Source organism: Pontibacter sp. HSC-14F20, from assembly GCF_019599265.1.
Lineage (GTDB): Bacteria > Bacteroidota > Bacteroidia > Cytophagales > Hymenobacteraceae > Pontibacter.
Genome location: NZ_JAHZTC010000026.1, coordinates 1 through 16,180, shown reverse-complemented (window position 1 = coordinate 16,180; position 16,180 = coordinate 1). Strand labels below are relative to the sequence as shown.

The 16,180-nt window shown below is 48.8% G+C and carries 18 protein-coding genes; 7 read left to right on the top strand and 11 right to left on the bottom strand.

Translation table 11 applies throughout. From position 1 onward, the window contains the following. Nucleotides 1–62: 62 nt before the first annotated feature. Together accB and efp are read right to left on the bottom strand one after the other, a co-directional pair. Nucleotides 63–557: an acetyl-CoA carboxylase biotin carboxyl carrier protein gene (gene accB / locus K3G39_RS18790; protein WP_220627717.1), complete on the bottom strand. Its 495-nt coding sequence runs from the start codon at nucleotides 555–557 to the stop codon at nucleotides 63–65. A gap of 4 nt (nucleotides 558–561) precedes the next feature. After that, nucleotides 562–1,125, bottom strand: a complete 564-nt coding sequence (efp, locus tag K3G39_RS18785; RefSeq protein WP_220627716.1) for an elongation factor P — start codon at nucleotides 1,123–1,125, stop codon at nucleotides 562–564. Nucleotides 1,126–1,426: 301 nt separating this feature from the next. On the opposite strand from efp, the gene K3G39_RS18780 reads away from it, so the two are divergent. Further along, nucleotides 1,427–2,689 (top strand): PAS domain-containing protein, encoded by a 1,263-nt coding sequence (locus tag K3G39_RS18780; protein WP_220627715.1) that lies wholly within the window; start codon nucleotides 1,427–1,429, stop codon nucleotides 2,687–2,689. A 24-nt stretch (nucleotides 2,690–2,713) separates the two neighbouring features. Beyond that, complete coding sequence (locus K3G39_RS18775) at nucleotides 2,714–3,079, top strand: histidine kinase (protein ID WP_370627286.1); 366 nt, start codon at nucleotides 2,714–2,716, stop codon at nucleotides 3,077–3,079. Nucleotides 3,080–3,151: 72 nt separating this feature from the next. On the opposite strand, the gene K3G39_RS18770 is transcribed toward K3G39_RS18775, so the two are convergent. From K3G39_RS18770 to K3G39_RS18745, 6 genes are all read right to left on the bottom strand, one after another. Then, the gene (locus K3G39_RS18770) at nucleotides 3,152–4,150 is read right to left on the bottom strand and encodes a beta-ketoacyl-ACP synthase III (RefSeq protein ID WP_220627714.1); all 999 of its coding nucleotides are present in this window, start codon (nucleotides 4,148–4,150) and stop codon (nucleotides 3,152–3,154) included. A gap of 134 nt (nucleotides 4,151–4,284) precedes the next feature. Beyond that, entirely contained in the window at nucleotides 4,285–5,229 is a 945-nt protein-coding gene (plsX, locus tag K3G39_RS18765) for a phosphate acyltransferase PlsX (RefSeq protein ID WP_220627713.1), read from the bottom strand. A 51-nt stretch (nucleotides 5,230–5,280) separates the two neighbouring features. After that, nucleotides 5,281–5,478, bottom strand: coding sequence for a 50S ribosomal protein L32 (gene rpmF, locus K3G39_RS18760; RefSeq protein WP_007658910.1), 198 nt, complete (start codon nucleotides 5,476–5,478; stop codon nucleotides 5,281–5,283). A 54-nt stretch (nucleotides 5,479–5,532) separates the two neighbouring features. Next, nucleotides 5,533–6,081: a DUF177 domain-containing protein gene (locus K3G39_RS18755; RefSeq protein WP_220627712.1), complete on the bottom strand. Its 549-nt coding sequence runs from the start codon at nucleotides 6,079–6,081 to the stop codon at nucleotides 5,533–5,535. Between the two features lie 66 nt (nucleotides 6,082–6,147). Then, nucleotides 6,148–7,170 (bottom strand): 4-hydroxythreonine-4-phosphate dehydrogenase PdxA, encoded by a 1,023-nt coding sequence (pdxA, locus tag K3G39_RS18750; RefSeq protein WP_220627711.1) that lies wholly within the window; start codon nucleotides 7,168–7,170, stop codon nucleotides 6,148–6,150. Between the two features lie 7 nt (nucleotides 7,171–7,177). Next, nucleotides 7,178–8,611, bottom strand: a complete 1,434-nt coding sequence (locus tag K3G39_RS18745) for a M17 family metallopeptidase (RefSeq protein WP_220627710.1) — start codon at nucleotides 8,609–8,611, stop codon at nucleotides 7,178–7,180. A 158-nt stretch (nucleotides 8,612–8,769) separates the two neighbouring features. Here K3G39_RS18745 and rsmA point away from each other — a divergent pair, with 158 nt between their 5' ends. The 5 genes from rsmA to K3G39_RS18720 all read left to right on the top strand — a co-directional run bounded on the left by rsmA (nucleotide 8,770) and on the right by K3G39_RS18720 (nucleotide 13,063). Continuing rightward, nucleotides 8,770–9,549, top strand: a complete 780-nt coding sequence (rsmA, locus tag K3G39_RS18740; RefSeq protein WP_220627709.1) for a 16S rRNA (adenine(1518)-N(6)/adenine(1519)-N(6))-dimethyltransferase RsmA — start codon at nucleotides 8,770–8,772, stop codon at nucleotides 9,547–9,549. Nucleotides 9,550–9,553: 4 nt separating this feature from the next. Beyond that, complete coding sequence (gene mgtE / locus K3G39_RS18735; RefSeq protein ID WP_220627708.1) at nucleotides 9,554–10,906, top strand: magnesium transporter; 1,353 nt, start codon at nucleotides 9,554–9,556, stop codon at nucleotides 10,904–10,906. 4 nt (nucleotides 10,907–10,910) lie between these two features. Beyond that, entirely contained in the window at nucleotides 10,911–11,843 is a 933-nt protein-coding gene (locus K3G39_RS18730) for an NAD(P)-dependent oxidoreductase (RefSeq protein WP_220627707.1), read from the top strand. Between the two features lie 340 nt (nucleotides 11,844–12,183). Then, nucleotides 12,184–12,657, top strand: coding sequence for a transcription elongation factor GreA (gene greA / locus K3G39_RS18725; protein WP_220627706.1), 474 nt, complete (start codon nucleotides 12,184–12,186; stop codon nucleotides 12,655–12,657). Between the two features lie 4 nt (nucleotides 12,658–12,661). Next, entirely contained in the window at nucleotides 12,662–13,063 is a 402-nt protein-coding gene (locus tag K3G39_RS18720) for an HIT family protein (protein WP_220627705.1), read from the top strand. A 70-nt stretch (nucleotides 13,064–13,133) separates the two neighbouring features. On the opposite strand, the gene K3G39_RS18715 is transcribed toward K3G39_RS18720, so the two are convergent. The 3 genes from K3G39_RS18715 to K3G39_RS18705 are packed head-to-tail and all read right to left on the bottom strand — an operon-like array spanning nucleotide 13,134 to nucleotide 15,799. Next, the gene (locus K3G39_RS18715; protein ID WP_220627704.1) at nucleotides 13,134–14,201 is read right to left on the bottom strand and encodes an MlaD family protein; all 1,068 of its coding nucleotides are present in this window, start codon (nucleotides 14,199–14,201) and stop codon (nucleotides 13,134–13,136) included. Further along, on the bottom strand, nucleotides 14,202–14,981 hold the full coding sequence (locus K3G39_RS18710) for an ABC transporter ATP-binding protein (protein WP_220627703.1): 780 nt from the start codon (nucleotides 14,979–14,981) through the stop codon (nucleotides 14,202–14,204). It abuts the gene before it with no gap. After that, complete coding sequence (locus tag K3G39_RS18705) at nucleotides 14,981–15,799, bottom strand: ABC transporter permease (RefSeq protein ID WP_220627702.1); 819 nt, start codon at nucleotides 15,797–15,799, stop codon at nucleotides 14,981–14,983. The genes K3G39_RS18710 and K3G39_RS18705 overlap by 1 nt, the downstream gene beginning before the upstream one ends. Nucleotides 15,800–16,180 lie beyond the last annotated feature (381 nt).

The following is a 16,180-nucleotide window of genomic DNA, read 5'->3' as shown; positions in this document are numbered from 1 at the left end:
TAAAAATGGAGAGGGTATTCGCCTTCTCCATTTTCAAATCTTCACATTTTCAAATCAATTAATTAGCTAGGATCTACCAGGAACAACGGCTGATCGTACTCAACCGGGTTGGCGTTGTCTACCAGCACCTTCACGATCTTGCCCGATACCTCTGACTCGATCTCATTGAAGAGCTTCATTGCTTCGATAATACAGATCACCTGGCCTTTTTTAATTTCATCGCCTACATTAACAAACGCTGGCTTGTCCGGACTGGAAGAACGGTAGAAAGTGCCGATCATAGGTGCTTTGATAGCGATGTATTTGCTATCGTCGCTGGCCGGTGCAGCAGGGGCTGCCGGAGCGGCTGGTGCAGCAGAACCCTGAGGTGCGGCAGCTGGAGCTGCTGCAGGAGCTGCAACGTGATGCGAAGCGGATGGCGACTCCTTCACATAGCTCACCTTCTGGTCTGGATCACGTTTCACCGAGATTTTGAATTCTTCTGTCTCAATGTTTACTTTATTCAAACCAGACTTGGCGATAAAGTCAATAAGGTCCTGGATTTCTTTAGCTTTCATGTTATTATTTTACTCGTTCTGCGTAAGAATAAGTTCTAGTGTCTACTTTTATTTTTTCGTCCTGGCCAATGAATAGCGGCACCTGGATAGTGGCACCAGTTTCTACAATGGCTGGTTTCGATGCATTGGTGGCTGTATCACCTTTAAGACCCGGCTCGGTATAAGTAATTGTGAGCTCCACAAAAGGAGGGATTTCGCAAGTGAGCGGGGTTTCAGTTTCAGCATGGAAAAGGATAGTTACTTCCTGACCTTCTTTCATCAGATCGGCAAAAGGAACCATTTTCTCATCAAGCGCAACCTGCTCAAAAGTACTCATGTCCATAAAGTTATAGCCCATGTCGTCCTTGTAAATGTACTGGTGGGGACGTTGCTCTACACGTGCAGTAGTGATCTTATGACCAGCTGAGAAAGTGTTATCTAATAATTTCCCGGTTTTGATGTTACGAAGCTTCGTTCTCACGAAAGCGGGGCCCTTGCCTGGTTTAACGTGTTGAAATTCAACTACTACATAGAGGTCGTTGTTAAATTCCATGCACAGACCATTTCTGATGTCAGCTGTGGTTGCCATAGTGTGGTGTTGTTACGCTTGATATTAAATGAAACGATAAAAGTATAGCGCAATTCGCTGTCTTGCAAACAAAGTTAGCTATTATACTCAAATATTGATCAAAAAGCTTAGGGCTTTTCGCTTGTGTGCTCCTATAAAACCACAGTGAAAGCGAGGCGTGACAAGTCATTTATTTTATATAATTTAGCCATTATTTTAAATAAGAGCCCGTACTAATGTATGTGCTTTTTGCCTGCTTCCGTATGGTTGTATGCCCACAACTCCCAATTTGCAGGCTTTTTTAATATAAATTTCTTTTTTCATGGATTACAAGCTCATTTTTTATAACACACCTGAAGCCATGGTACTGCTTGACCCGGACCAGAAAATCGTAGGGGCCAACAAGCGCTATCTGGAAGTTACAATGCGACAGCTGGATAATATTCTGGGCAAACATTTTTTGCTCGAAGCTTTTCCGGAACCCAATGTTCCTTTTGAAGTGAATCCGGTGCGACTTTCTATTGAGGAGGCCATACGCAAACGCCAGAAGGTATACCTTGACGTGATACGCTACGCAATTGCCAGACCTGATGGGAGCGGTTACGATGAGCGTTACTGGGAAGCCTCTCATACACCAATCATGGACGATCAGGGCAACCTGTTGTATGTACTGCAGGAAACAAAAGACGTGACTGAGCGGGAAGAAACTAAAATGGCCTTGCAGGATATCGGGCAGAAATTCCGGTTTATGGCTGACTCAATGCCTCAGTTGATTGATGCCGATGATGCTGCAGGAAATTCTACTTATTTTAATAAGCAATGGGAAACCTACACAGGTGTACCGGTTGAGCAGTTGATGGCCGGTGGATGGAAAGAAACGATCCACCCGCAAGATTTGCCAGGGGCATTGAAATCCTGGCAGCAATCTCTCGAGAAAGGGGAGGCCAGCCAGGTAGAGATCCGCATCCGTGACAAAGAGGGCGATTATCGCTGGCACCTGAGTCGCTATTTACCCATGCTGCATGATGATGGAACGATTCGGATGTGGCTAGGGAGCTGTAGTGACATTCATGATATGAAGAAGTTGGTGCAGGAACTGTTGGCCAGCAACGAGCAGATGTCGGAATTGGCGGATCAGGTACAGATCGCTTACCGCAAAGTCGAAAACGAACGCATGACACTGGAGCGCCTGATCATGCAGTCTCCCACTTTTTTCAGTATTTTGAGAGGTCCGGAACATCGCTATGAACTGGTTAATCCAAAGTATCAGGAATTGTTCCCACACATAAAACTGATAGGTAAAACCGTAGCCGAAGCTTTGCCTGAGGTAGCCGATCAGGGCTATATTGAAATACTTGATAATGTATACCAGACGGGTAAAACTTTTGAGGCCAAAGAAATTGTGGTGAAGCTCGCCAATGCGCAGGGTAAATTGGAAGACAATTACCTTACCTTTATTTTCCAGCCGCTATTTGATGAGCATAAGCAGATAGTAGGTATACTGGTCGCTGGTTTTAATGTGACCGACAAATACCAGATGAAGAAAAAACTACAGGGTTTAGGTATAGCAGTAGATGAATTGTAGCAATATCATTCAGGAACGAAACAAGTGAATTCAGCACAGGTAGATTTTCAGCAGATCCGGATTAAACATATTCTGTTTAAGTCCAAGGTACGCTCTGTGCTGTACGGTGGTGCGTTCGATAGCGTGTTCTTTTCAGATGCAGGTCCGATCAGCCATTGGTTTTCGCAGGTAGGGAAGGTGAAGTACGGGAACGAGCCGGAGCTTTACAGTCTTCAGAAAACACATGGTGACTTACTTGCAAATGCCAATCAGCTGTTCAGTCTTTACCGAAAAGGCAACATCGACCAGGCGCATGCAGGGATGAAAGATATAGAGAAGTTGTCTGACCGGTTTCAGGAACTGCTCTCGCAAATGGAAAAAAGACTGGCATTACGGACCGATATGGTATAAGCTATCCGGCAAATAACCTATAAACAGGAAAAGCGGCTGAAGTGCCGCTTTTCCTGTTTATGAAAAGAGTATTTATTTCGGATCGTAAGCCCATTTCACATAGATAGCTCCCCAGGTAAAGCCGCCTCCAAAGGCTGCCAGAATCAGGTTGTCTCCTTTTTTTAGCTGCTTTTCATATTCCCAGAGGCAAAGTGGAATGGTGCCGCTTGTGGTATTACCGTAACGTTCGATGTTAAGCATTACCTTGTCGCTGCCCACGCCCATGCGGTTAGCCGTCGCATCGATAATACGCTTATTTGCCTGGTGTGGAACCAGCCAGGCGACATCTTCCGCTGTGAGGTCGTTTCGCTCCATCACTTCGGCGGACACATCTGCCATACCTTTTACCGCAAACTTAAATACCTGCTGTCCTTCCTGGTAGGCGTAGTGCTCACGTGCCTGCACCGTTTCAACGGTAGCTGGTTTGCGGCTGCCGCCTGCTTTCATGTGCAGGTACTGTGCACCTGTGCCATCTGACTTCAATACTGAGTCCAGAATACCGTAACCTTCTGTGTTAGGCTCCAGCATCACAGCACCGCCACCATCACCAAAAATGATACAGGTAGCGCGGTCGGTATAATCAATTATAGAAGACATCTTATCGGCACCTACTACCACTATTTTCTTGTACTGCCCTGTTTCAATGAATTTGGAGGCAGTGGCCAATGCGTAGAGGAAACCGGAGCAGGCTGCCTGCAGATCGTAACCAAAGGCATTTACAGCGCCTACCTCAGCCGTGATCAGGTTGGCCGTAGCCGGAAATACCATATCAGGAGTGGTGGTGGCGCAAATGAGCAGCTCTATTTCTTCTGGTTTTGTATTCGTTTTTTTAAGAAGCTCCAGTACTGCCGGTACTGCAATATGCGAAGTGCCTTTACCTTCGCCCTTCAGGATGCGCCTTTCTTTGATGCCCGTGCGCGAAAGGATCCATTCATCGTTTGTCTCCACCATGGTCTCCAGTTCCTTGTTCGTCAGCACGTAATCCGGAACATAGCCAGCCACACCTGTGATCGCGGCAGTAATTTTACTCATAATGTGAAAGGTATAAGTGTTGGAAGTTTAAGACGGCAATATAATAAAAAAAACTTGGCACAAACCGTCGTTACGCAAAAAGAGTAGAGAGACAGTTTGTGCCAAGAAAATTGTTTGGCCGAAGCCAGCGCCTTTTATTGGACGCCTGTATGCTTTATGAATCGCTGAGACAGATTGGTGGCTACCATTTTCTGGGCCTGCAGCACCATGTTGCAGACAGCCAGAGGGGAAGATACACCATGTCCGATAACGGCGTTGCCATTTATACCCAGGATTGGGCTACCGCCTACGGCCTCGTAGTTGAACTTGTCGAAAAACGGATCGTGCATGTTCTTCTCGCTCAGGATATCGTAGACAGACTCTGCCATTTTCAGGATGATGTTGCCGGTATACCCGTCACAAACAATCACATCGGCTCTGTCGTTGAACATGTCGCGTCCTTCGATGTTGCCAATGAAATTGATGTTTGGGTTAACTTTGAGGCGCTGGTACGCTGCCTGTGTATTGACAGTGCCCTTGCCTTCCTCTTCTCCCAGGTTCATCAGCCCGACTTTCGGATTTTCGATCTCCAGCACGTACTTGGCGTAGATAGAACCAATTTCGCCGAACTGCTCCAGTACTTCAGGCTTGCAGTCAGCGTTTGCTCCCACATCCAGTATAATACCGAAGCCACCATTGAGCTTTGGTACCAAACCGCCGATAGATGGTCTTAAAATGCCTTCTACAGCTTTTACGCTGAACATGGCACCTACCAGCATTGCTCCGGTATTGCCTGTGCTGCAAAAAGCATGTGCTTTTTCAGCCTTAAGCATACCAAAACCCACAGCGATACTGGAGTCTGGCTTCTGAGTAAGTGCTTTTGTGGGATGCTCTCCCATTTCAATCACTTGAGTGGCGTTGACCACCTTTATAACAGAGCCAGTATAACCATATTCTTTCAGCAGCTGATTCAGAATATCTTCCTTGCCAATGAGCAGGATTTCATAATCTTCTTCGAGCTGTTCTGCGGCTAGCATAGCACCTTTCACGTTTGCTTCAGGTGCATAGTCGCCGCCCATAGCGTCCAGGGCGATTCTCATGTACTGGATGAAGTTAAATTATACAGAACTGAAACGGAGTACAGGATTCGATTACTGAGCGTTGGTCGTATAATTTTTGATCGCCAGTTTGCCTTTGTGATACAGGTCGCCTTCTACCACATAAGCATGGTGGAACAGGTGAGGAGTGTCTGTAGTAGGGCAGATTGCAATCGCTTTCTCAGAGAGCTTCTGATGAGTTCTTCTCTTATCTCTTCTGGTCTTCGAAATCTTGCGTTTAGGATGTGCCATTTTTAGTTATAAATTTACTTGCTGTTATTTAATACTTTATTATTCTACTGCTTGTTAGTTCAGGTTTTTCAAGGCATCCCAACGTGGGTCAATGTCATCATCGTCATCTCCGTCGTTGTCATTACCTTCACTGTCGTCTGCCTTTCGTGAAGAATAGATCAGGATATCCCTTTCATCATCTTCGTCCAGCTCTTCCACAAAACGTGGGTGAAGCTTTTTCATAGGCAGCGATAATCCTATGTAATCATACAGGTGCTGTGCTACATTGAGCGTCTGCGTCTCGGGCGTAATCTGCCACAAATCTTCATCCAGCTCGGCATTTTCCTCTCCGTACTTGATTAACAGCGTCTCTTCGATGTCCACTGGCTGGTCAAATTCCTCCAGACTGCGGTCACAGGTGAGGCGCACGTGCCCTTTTATGTCAAAATGCAGCGTCAGCAGCGACTCGGTTTTATCGAGTTCTACTTTTGCCAGTAGCTTTCCCCCCAGTATGATCTCCTGCTCAAACAAAGCAAAGAATGAATCGTCCATCTCAAACTCGTAATCATGCTTCTTATTACTGAGTTTGGCTATGCCGATTTCGTAGTCTCTTAGCTTTTTCACTACCGTGTTTTTATTGCAAGACGCAAAATTAGAACATTAATTTGACAAATAAAATAGCAGCCCGATTTATAAAACAGCCTTTTGCTCTGTCTGGCGCTTTTTTATGATGTCGCAGGCAAGGAACAACGCTTCTCTGAAAGAGGTTTCATCGGCTGTGTGCTTACCGGCTATGTCGTATGCTGTGCCGTGATCCGGGGAGGTACGTACGATCGGCAGGCCAGCCGTATAGTTCACCCCGGTCTCCATGGCCAGTGTCTTAAAAGGAATAAGTCCCTGGTCGTGGTACATACTCAGCACCGCGTCAAACTGCTTGTACAGGCGCATGCCAAAGAAGCCGTCGGCCGGGTAGGGGCCGAACACCAAATGGCCTTTGTCTTTCAGGTGCATCACAGCGGGGCGGATTATCTCCAGTTCTTCAGTTCCCAGCAAACCTTTTTCACCGGCGTGCGGATTGAAGCCTAACACGGCGATGCGCGGTTTCAGGATACCAAAATCTTTTCGCAACGACTCCTGCAGGATGGTGATCTTACGGATGATCAGGTCAAAGCTGAGCTTGCTGGCTACATCCTTCACAGGTATATGGCCCGTGACGGTTGCTACACGCAGGTCGTCGCTCACAAGCAGCATCAGGCTGTCGGCTGCATCAAAGTAGGAGGTCAGGAACTCGGTGTGACCCGGGAAACGGAACTCTTCGGACTGGATGTTGTCTTTGTCAATCGGGGCGGTCACCAATCCATCCAGCAAACCATCTTTCAGGTCGCGAGCAGCAGCCAGCAACGAGTCAAGCGAGGCCTTGCCAGATTCCGGCTTTGGTGTACCCGGCTCTACCGCGATATCTTCTTCCCAGCAGTTAATCAGGTTGATCTTCTTAGGTATAAGCTCCTGTGCAGAATCAACCTGCTGGTAGTGGAAATGCTCGGCACTTAAAGCCTTGCGCACCTTGTTCATAACTGCGGCAGAACCGTAGATTACGGGGGTGCAGAAGTTGAGGATTCGCTGGTCTGATAGTGTTTTGACGATGACTTCCGGGCCAATGCCGTTTGTGTCGCCGATGCTGATTCCTATTTTTGCTTTGTATCTGTTGTCCATTTTTTTCTTAGTTAGCCAGAGAGCTAAGGTAGTTGTAAACCAGGCGCACGCCCGATCCGGTGGCCAGTTTGCCACGGTAAGAGTCTTCGCCCAGCAGATAAGCCGTACCGGCAATATCGAAGTGTACCCACGGGTAGTCGGTGAAATACTCCAGGAACACACCCGCCGAAATAGCGCCTGCTTCGGCACCGCCCAGGTTTTTGATATCGGCTATGTCCGACTCGATGTGCTTCTTATACTCATCCCATAGCGGAAACTCCACAATACGCTCGTGCTCTGCTTCACCGGCTTTTTTCAAGGCTGTCATCACCTCGTCGCCTGCATTACTCATCGCCACAAGACCTTCTTTGCCAATGGCACGGGCCGCGGCACCGGTCAGGGTAGCCATGTCAATCACCAGTTCCGGCTTATACTTTTGTGCAAAGCTCAAGGCGTCGGCCAGGATCAGGCGGCCTTCGGCGTCAGTGTTGAGCACTTCTACCGTCATGCCGTTGTGCATAGTCAGCACATCTCCCGGAGAATAGGCCTTGCCGCCAGGACGGTTGTCGGTAGCAGGTATAAGCGCGATGACGTGCAGCTGCACATTATTCTTGGCTAAGGCGTACATTACTCCACTCACGGCAGCGGCACCGGCCATATCGGACTTCATGAAGTCCATGGACTGTGGCGTCGGCTTCAGGCTGAGGCCACCGGTATCGTATACCACGCCTTTGCCTACCAGCACGTATGGTTTGGTGTTGGTGGCGCCTTCCGGCTTCCACTCTAATATATTAAAGGTCGGAGGCTCTTCACTGCCTTGGTTCACGGCCAGCAGACCACCCATTTTCAAGGACTGAATCTGCAGCTCATCGAATACCTGGGTTGTAAAACCAGCTTCCTTGCCGAGCTCAACCAATTGCTCACTGAACTGGGTAGCGCTTTGATGGCTGTTTGGTTCGTTCACCAGATCGCGGGTAATGGTTACGGCGTCGAGTACGTTTTGCAGCTCCATCACGTCAAACTCCGACAGATTTTCGTCGGTCAGCACAATAGTCTGTAGTGGGCTCGGCTTACTGTTTCGGGTCTTATACTTCTGAAACTGGTAGTTGCTCAGGTATAGGCCCTCGGCCAGGTATGGACTCGCGTCTGATTTAGTAAGGTCCTGAATGGCGATCTCTTCTACCTTATCGGCTTTGAGTTGCTTGAGCAGGGCATAGCCTGCCTGGCGTAGTGTCTCCCTGGTGGCATGCTGGGTTTTGCCCTCGTTGTATACCACCACGTATACCCGCTGGGTATAGCGGTTCATAGAAACGATCTTCGCTTCAGCTTCCAGCTGGCGTTTCAGGTATGCGGCTTCGTCCGGGGTGAGCTCCGTGAGTGAATCCGTCTGGTCAGCCCGCACAATCAGGGCTACGTCTGTATTTTTACCTACCGATGTATTGTATTTGAGTTGTGTTGGCATTTGTCATTCGTATCTTTGGAGCTGCAATATAGTAAGTATATAGTGTAATGCGAAAAGCCCGGGCGCAGGTATAGCCGGCATCGGTATCGCATCTAAATAAGGTATAACGGGTTTCCGGCGAAATTGTCTTAAGCAGTCGGGAACATAACGTATAGCACGTGAGCAAAGTAAGTCCGAAGAAGCACCTGGGCCAGCACTTTCTGGTCGACCAGAACATCGCCCGCAAAATAGTGGAGCAACTGACGCTGCCCGGCGGGGTGACTGATGTGCTGGAGATCGGCCCGGGTATGGGGGTGCTCACGCAGTATATGCTCGAGCACAAGGAGTACCGCACCACCGTACTGGACATTGACCGGGAGTCCATTGTCTATCTGCAACAGCATTTTCCGGCTTTGGGTGATCGCATTATTTCGGCGGATTTCCTGAAAACCGACTTGAGTAAGCTGTTTCCGGGCAAGTTCGCCATTATCGGCAATTTTCCTTACAATATCTCAAGCCAGATTTTTTTTAAAGTGCTCGAGCATCGGGATGTGGTACCGGAAGTGGTGTGCATGATTCAGAAAGAAGTTGCCGAGCGACTGGCTTCGCCCCCGGGCTCCAAAGCCTATGGCATTTTGAGTGTGCTCCTGCAGGCTTTCTATACCATAGAGTATAAGTTTACCGTGCACGAAAACGTGTTCCACCCGCCACCCAAGGTTAAGTCTGGCGTTATCAGTGTGGTGCGCAACGATCGGCAGAGTTTGCCTTGCGATGAGAAGCTGTTTTTCTCTGTTGTGAAGAACAGTTTTGGAACAAGGCGCAAAACGCTGCGTAACTGCCTCAAAACATTTAACCTTCCCCCTGAAGTTACAACGCTCCCTGTCTTCGACCAGCGGGCAGAGCAGTTGTCAGTAGAGGATTTTATAGCATTGACCCAGCTCGTAGAGCAGAACATATAATACCATGCAGGTAGAGATCACACGTGAATACATTGAACAGGTTGAAGAGGCAATAGCACGCGACGACAAGGGTTTCCTGCTCGAAACCATGTCCGATATGTATCCGGCCGACATCACGACAGTGCTGTACGAACTGGATACCAATGAGTCGAAGTTCGTGCTGGATCTGTTGCCTCCCGAGGTCGGTTCCCAGATTCTCAGTGATCTTGATTACGACATCCGCTCCGATTTCTTGGCCTATTTCACCAGTCAGGAGATAGCGCGCTACGTCAACCTGATGGATTCGGATGACGCCGTGGACATTCTGAACGAGATGAACGTGCAGCGTCGCGAGGAAGTGATCGCCCTGATCGAAAACGAAGAGAAGGCAGACGACATTCTGGACCTGTTGCACTACGAAGAAGACTGCGCCGGCGGTCTGATGGCGAAAGAGCTGATCAAAGTGAACATCAACTGGCGTGTGCGCCAATGCATTGAAGAGATTCGTCGGCAGGCGGAGGACGTGGAGCGTATCTATACCGTGTATGTGGTCGATAACCGCGATGTTCTGCTGGGTCGCCTCAGTATCAAAGCGCTCCTGTTATCTAAGGATGACAAACTGGTGAAGGACATTTACAGCGAAGACGTCATCTCGATCGAGTCTTTCCGGGACGAAAATGAGGTGGTGAGCGTGATGCAGAAGTACGACCTTGAGGCTATACCTGTGGTCAATATACAGGGCAAACTGCTCGGGCGCATTACGATCGACGACGTGATCGACGTGATGCAGGAGCAGGCCGAACTCAGCCGCCAGCTCATGACGGGTATTTCCGAAAATGTGGAGGAAGACGATAGCGTGTTCCGTATCTCGCGCTCCCGTATACCCTGGCTCGTGATCGGGATGGTGGGTGGTTTGCTGGCTGCCCATTTCATGGGCTTTTTTGAAGCCGATATTGCCATGCTGCCAGCGCTTGCACTCTTTGTGCCGCTGATTACCGCTACCGGAGGGAATGTAGGTATACAGTCTTCGTCCATCATCATCCAGACGCTCTCATCCAACGCCGTAATCTTTGAGAACTTCACCCAACGCCTTCTAAAGCTCATTATGGTGGCATTCCTGAATGCGCTCATTATTTCGGCACTGGTTTTCGGTTTCACGTATCTTTTCCGGCAGGATCTGAAGCTCTCCACAGTGGTTTCAGTAGCCCTGTTTTCAGTCGTCATGTTGGCCTCGCTGATGGGAACGCTGACCCCGATGCTGCTCGATAAAATGGGCGTGAACCCTGCTGTTGCCGCCGGACCGTTCATTACGACCGCGAATGACTTGTTAGGCCTAGCGATTTACTTTGGTATAGCGCATGCATTGTATGAATTATAACAGCATGGCAAATCCTCGAGTCCTGATCATTGATGAAGTACACCCTAGTCTCTTTCCGATGCTGGAAGGTATAGGTATAGCCTATGACTATCGTCCGGATATCAACCCATTGGAGGTATGCGAGGCACTGGCGGGTTTTGAGGGACTGATTGTTCGAAGCAAAATGCGGATTACAGCCGATACCATCAAGCTGGCCGATAAGCTCAGGTTCGTGGCCAGAGCAGGGGCCGGGCTGGATAACATTGATGCAGAGGTGCTGCAGGAGCGAGGTATAGCACTGGTCGGCGCCAACGAAGGAAACCGGCAGGCGGTGGGGGAACATGCTTTGGGAATGCTGCTCAGTTTGATGCGCAACATCACGCGTGGCGACCGGCAAGTGCGCGACAAGGTATGGCTGCGCGAAGAGAACAGAGGGGAGGAGATCAGCGGAAAAACAGTGGGCATCATCGGCTACGGGAATATGGGGCAAAGCTTTGCCCGCTTGCTGAGTGGCTTCGGTTGTCGTATCCTGGCCTATGATCGTTTCGTCCCTGAAAAGATTTCAGCGCCTGCGGAGTCTGCCTCGCTTGTGGAGTTGCAGGCGGAAGCGGATATTGTGAGCCTGCATATACCTTATATACCTGAGAACTGGGCTTTTGCGGATGATGCCTTTTTCCAAGGCTTTCGCAAGCAGATCTGGTTCATGAACACCTCCCGCGGCGAAGTTGTGGATCAGACCGCGTTGGTTCATCACCTGCAGACCGGCACGCTGAAAGGGGCTGCCCTGGACGTACTCGAAAATGAGAAACTACACAGTCTGACGGAGGAGCAAAGACGGAATTTCGACTACCTTAAGACATCTGACCAGGTGGTGCTAACGCCCCATATTGCAGGCTGGACTCATGAGTCTTACATCAATATAAACGAGGTGCTGGTACATAAGATAAAGGCCCTGTAGGAAGCGGGTAAACTTTCTTAATAATACTGGCTCCTGTCTCATACCAGGCTGCCGCGTTTGCGTATAGAACGTATACTGCCGCTTGCAATATGTGTTTTTGGTGCCGCTAAATAAGTATCACCGAAAAATTTTGTATTAAAATAAATTTGTATATTTGCTCAACACAGTGCCACCGGGGGATGCCCGTGCGCATGTAGCTTGCCCAGCATCGCCGGCTTGTATCGATGCAGCCAGGCTGAAGTAGAAAAAATTAATCAATTACATATTTGGCAAAAAGAACGGTTATGTTTGACATAGCCGTTCTTTTTGTTTTTATGTTTTAAAACATGAAGTCAGTATTATGAGCAACATTTCTTATTACACCGCCGAAGGTTTACAGAAGCTAAAAGAAGAGCTGCACGACCTGAAGACAAAAGGCCGCTCTGAAGTAGCCCGTCAGTTGGCAGAAGCACGCGATAAGGGCGACCTGAGCGAGAACGCTGAGTATGACGCCGCCAAGGACGCGCAGGGTCACCTGGAGCTGAAAATTGCTAAGCTTGAGGAAGTGGTAGGTAACGCCCGTCTGATAGACGAGTCGAACCTGGACATGAGCAAGGCGCTGATCCTCTCCAAGGTGAAAATCAAGAACCTGAAGAACAATATGGTGATGGATTATACCCTGGTGGCGGAAGAAGAAGCAGACCTGGCCTCCGGCAAAATCTCTGTAAAGTCTCCGATCGGGAAGGGTTTGCTGGGTAAGTCGGTTGGCGAAAAGGCAGAGATAACTGTGCCAGCCGGCAAGATCGAGTTCGAAATTCTGGAAATTAGCCGCTAAACTTATGGAGCCATCCATCTTCACTAAAATCGTAAATGGCGAAATTCCCGCTTACAAAATAGCCGAGGATGATCGCTACCTGGCCTTTCTGGACGTATTTCCGACGACTAAAGGTCATACCCTTGTTATACCTAAGCAGCAGATCGACTACCTGTTTGACCTGGAAGATGCGCTATACCTGGGCCTGATGGCTTTTGCCAAAAGAGTGGCGGCTGCCGTAGAGAAGGCCGTTCCTTGCAAGCGCATAGGTATAGCAGTGGTTGGCCTGGAAGTGCCCCATGCGCACGTGCACCTGATCCCGCTTAATAAAATGGCGGACATGAACTTTGCCAACAAGCAGCAGTTCAGCAAAGAAGAATTTGAGGAAGTTGCCGAAAATATCCGGAAGGAGTATGCGGCCTCTTAAGGTATAGCTATACCTTCAAGTCCAATAAAAAAGGGGCGAATCTTTCGGAGATTCGCCCCTTTTTTTGTGCTTAATTCTCTATCAGTTTGGAAGGCTTAAACTCCAGCTGTGTTGTGTCTTTTGGTTGTACCTGCTGCGGTGCCGACTGACTTTGCTGTTGCTCCTTCTGCTTGGCTTGTTCCTTTGCCTGTCGTCTGAAGAAGCCTCTGAACAAGAAGTTGCTTTGCAGGGCCTCCATGTTCTGATCCAGCTTTTCGGTGCCGGTTTCCAGGTTCTGCATGGTGCTTTGCAACTTTCGGGCAAAATCCTGATCGTTGAGGAGCACACCCACAGCATTGTTGTTGTTATTGAGTCGGCTGCTAGCTGTGCGCAGATTCTCGGTTATTTCAGAGGTCGAAGCGGTGGCCTCTTCCAGCTGTGTCATCGAGTTTTTCAGCTGCTGGAACACCTCTTTGTCGGTTACCAGTTGGTTTGCCAGGCCGTCAGGGGAGTTGAGTTTGTGAGTAAAGGCAGTGAGTGAACGTGAGGCATTGGCGGTGCTTTCTGAGGTGCGCTGGAGGTTATCCACCATGCCACGGAAATTTTGGGCCATGGTGGTGTCGGTCAGCAGGGCACCTACGGTTCCTTCGCCTTTTACCAAGCGGGAGGTTAGTTGCTTGAAGTCGCCGGTGATCGCTACCAGGTTCTCGTTGTTCTGCTGCAGCTTTTCCATCAGGTCATCGGTGTTGAGCGGACTTACGGCCGTTATTCTGTCGCCATCCTGTATCGGAGCGGCACGCTGCGTACCGCCGTCGATTACGATGTTCTTGTTACCGATAAAGCTTTCGGAGCTGATGCGGGCCGAGGCGTTCTTGCGGATATACTGCTGTACCTTCTCCTCAATGTTCATCACCACCTCTACCTGCGAATCGCCATACAGATTAATGGATTTGATGGTACCGATCTTCACACCCGAAAACCAGACATTGTTACCGGTACGCAGACCGGCCACATCATCAAAAATGGCTGTAACAGATATGGTGCTGATCAGGCGCTTCTGCTGGCCAGCCAGGGTAAATATACCTGCTACCAGAATCACGATCGCCAGGAAAGTGAAAATACCAACTATAACCGTGCGTTTATTATCTGCAGAACTCATCTAGTCTATAAAATTGTAGTTATAAAAAGATTGAACGCGTTCGTCGTTGCTGTCGAACACTTCTTCAAAAGTACCTTCGCGCTGGAACTGACCGTCGAGCAGCATCACTACTCTGTCTCCTACGGCGCGGGCGCAGGTTAGGTCGTGGGTAATAATGATGGAGGAGGTATTGAACCTGCGCTGTACTTCATTAATCAGATTATTGATCTCGATACAGGTAATAGGGTCAAGACCGGCTGTGGGCTCATCATAGAGCATAATATCGGGCTTCAGGATCAGGGTGCGGGCAATGCCGATGCGCTTGCGCTGGCCACCCGACAGTTCAGAAGGCATCTGGTTGATCGCCTGCGAAAGTCCCACGGCCTCCAGCACATAAAGGATGAGATCTTCACGCTCCTGTTCACCCATGTTTTTGGCGTGCCGCACCAGCGGAAAAGCCAGGTTCTCGCGCACGGTCATACTGTCGTACAGGGCACTGTTCTGAAACGAAAAGCCGATCTTGAGCCGAAGCGCATCCAGATCCCGCGGTTTGAGTTCGCCTACATCCTGGCCCAATACATTAACTGAACCTTCGTCGCCATACAACAGGCCGGATATAATTTTGATCAACACGGACTTGCCCGTACCGGATCGACCAAGCACGACCAGGTTTTCACCTTTATACAGATCCAGGTCCACACCTTTGAGTACCTCAAAATCGTCGAATGCTTTTTTGAGGCCCCGGATAGAAATCACTTTCTCGTTTCTATCGATGTTAGGGTTTATTTCTTTTGCCTCCATTAAAAAGCTCTGATTGCGTTAATAACCTGCATGATAAGCAGTTCCTCTATAAAAATAAGGAACATGGCCGTTACCACCGACGAGTTGGCCGCCTTGCCCACGCCTTCTGTACCCTTCGAAGAATTATACCCTTTGTAGCACCCCACCATACCGATAGTAAAACCAAAGATCACGGACTTAACCGACGAGGCAACTATGTCCAGAAATGTGATGGCATCAAATACCTGGTAGAAAAAGACGCTCAGGGAAGTCAGTTCGTTCTGGTGCACGTTCAGGTAGCCACCCAGCAGGGACACGAGCGTGGTAAACATTGTTAGGGCTGGAATCATCAGGGTCGATGCCAGTACCCGGCTTACTACCAGAAATTTGAAAGGGTTGGTAGCCGACACTTCCATGGCATCGATCTGCTCCGTTACCCGCATGGAGCCCAGTTCAGCACCGATGGCAGAACCGACCCTTCCGGCAGCGATAAGAGCCGTCACCAGCGGACCAATGGCCCGGATGATGGCCACGGAAATAAGAGCGGGGAGAAGTGAGGTGGCGCCAAAATCGGCCAGGGAGGGGCGCGATTGGTTGGTAAACACGATACCGATGATAAAGCCTGTGAGCGATATCAGGGGCAAAGAGCGCACCCCGATTTCATAACACTGCTTGATAATTTCTTTGAACTCGTAAGGCGGAAACCACACTTCCCTGAAAAACCGCGCATTGAAACGGTACACTTTCGCTAACTCAACAAATATTCTGTCGAGCCTGCGTGTTGTTACGTACCTGCGCCGGGCTGGAGCGGTTCCCGGTTTATTTTTGTCTAAATCCATTTATGCTGTTTAGGATTCCCCTATACACTAACCTTTGATAAGGTAGCGGCAAAATTAACTCAAAATTTAATAATAAGCCTGATGCTATGTTTAACCGCAGCTACAATAACATGTTTAAACTTTGTTTTATTGTAAAACTCATACTCTGCAGCCGGTTAACCTTATGCAACTTTCGGAAGAAAATCAGGCAAGCTTATAAGCCTTACGAAAGATAGAAGCGATTTTTTACAAAACTGCGAAATATTTTCAAAAGCTAAGAGGCTGTTTTGATTTGAATGAATAAAAAAGCAGGTGCCGGTTGTTTGAGTAAGAAAAGTTAGCAGACTTATGACTTACCCAAGCAGTTTAACCGACACCCAATGGCTTTTAATAGCGGAGATA

What these genes read in the sequence shown, in the direction of transcription:
- K3G39_RS18710 (WP_220627703.1), bottom strand. Translation starts at nt 14,981, where the DNA reads ATGGAGGCAAAAGAAATAAACCCTAACATCGATAGAAACGAGAAAGTG.
- pdxA (WP_220627711.1), bottom strand. Translation starts at nt 7,170, where the DNA reads ATGGACAACAGATACAAAGCAAAAATAGGAATCAGCATCGGCGACACA.
- K3G39_RS18730 (WP_220627707.1), top strand. Translation starts at nt 10,911, where the DNA reads ATGGCAAATCCTCGAGTCCTGATCATTGATGAAGTACACCCTAGTCTC.
- K3G39_RS18780 (WP_220627715.1), top strand. Translation starts at nt 1,427, where the DNA reads ATGGATTACAAGCTCATTTTTTATAACACACCTGAAGCCATGGTACTG.
- greA (WP_220627706.1), top strand. Translation starts at nt 12,184, where the DNA reads ATGAGCAACATTTCTTATTACACCGCCGAAGGTTTACAGAAGCTAAAA.
- K3G39_RS18715 (WP_220627704.1), bottom strand. Translation starts at nt 14,201, where the DNA reads ATGAGTTCTGCAGATAATAAACGCACGGTTATAGTTGGTATTTTCACT.
- mgtE (WP_220627708.1), top strand. Translation starts at nt 9,554, where the DNA reads ATGCAGGTAGAGATCACACGTGAATACATTGAACAGGTTGAAGAGGCA.
- K3G39_RS18705 (WP_220627702.1), bottom strand. Translation starts at nt 15,799, where the DNA reads ATGGATTTAGACAAAAATAAACCGGGAACCGCTCCAGCCCGGCGCAGG.
- plsX (WP_220627713.1), bottom strand. Translation starts at nt 5,229, where the DNA reads ATGAGAATCGCCCTGGACGCTATGGGCGGCGACTATGCACCTGAAGCA.
- K3G39_RS18770 (WP_220627714.1), bottom strand. Translation starts at nt 4,150, where the DNA reads ATGAGTAAAATTACTGCCGCGATCACAGGTGTGGCTGGCTATGTTCCG.
- rpmF (WP_007658910.1), bottom strand. Translation starts at nt 5,478, where the DNA reads ATGGCACATCCTAAACGCAAGATTTCGAAGACCAGAAGAGATAAGAGA.
- K3G39_RS18720 (WP_220627705.1), top strand. Translation starts at nt 12,662, where the DNA reads ATGGAGCCATCCATCTTCACTAAAATCGTAAATGGCGAAATTCCCGCT.
- efp (WP_220627716.1), bottom strand. Translation starts at nt 1,125, where the DNA reads ATGGCAACCACAGCTGACATCAGAAATGGTCTGTGCATGGAATTTAAC.
- K3G39_RS18745 (WP_220627710.1), bottom strand. Translation starts at nt 8,611, where the DNA reads ATGCCAACACAACTCAAATACAATACATCGGTAGGTAAAAATACAGAC.
- accB (WP_220627717.1), bottom strand. Translation starts at nt 557, where the DNA reads ATGAAAGCTAAAGAAATCCAGGACCTTATTGACTTTATCGCCAAGTCT.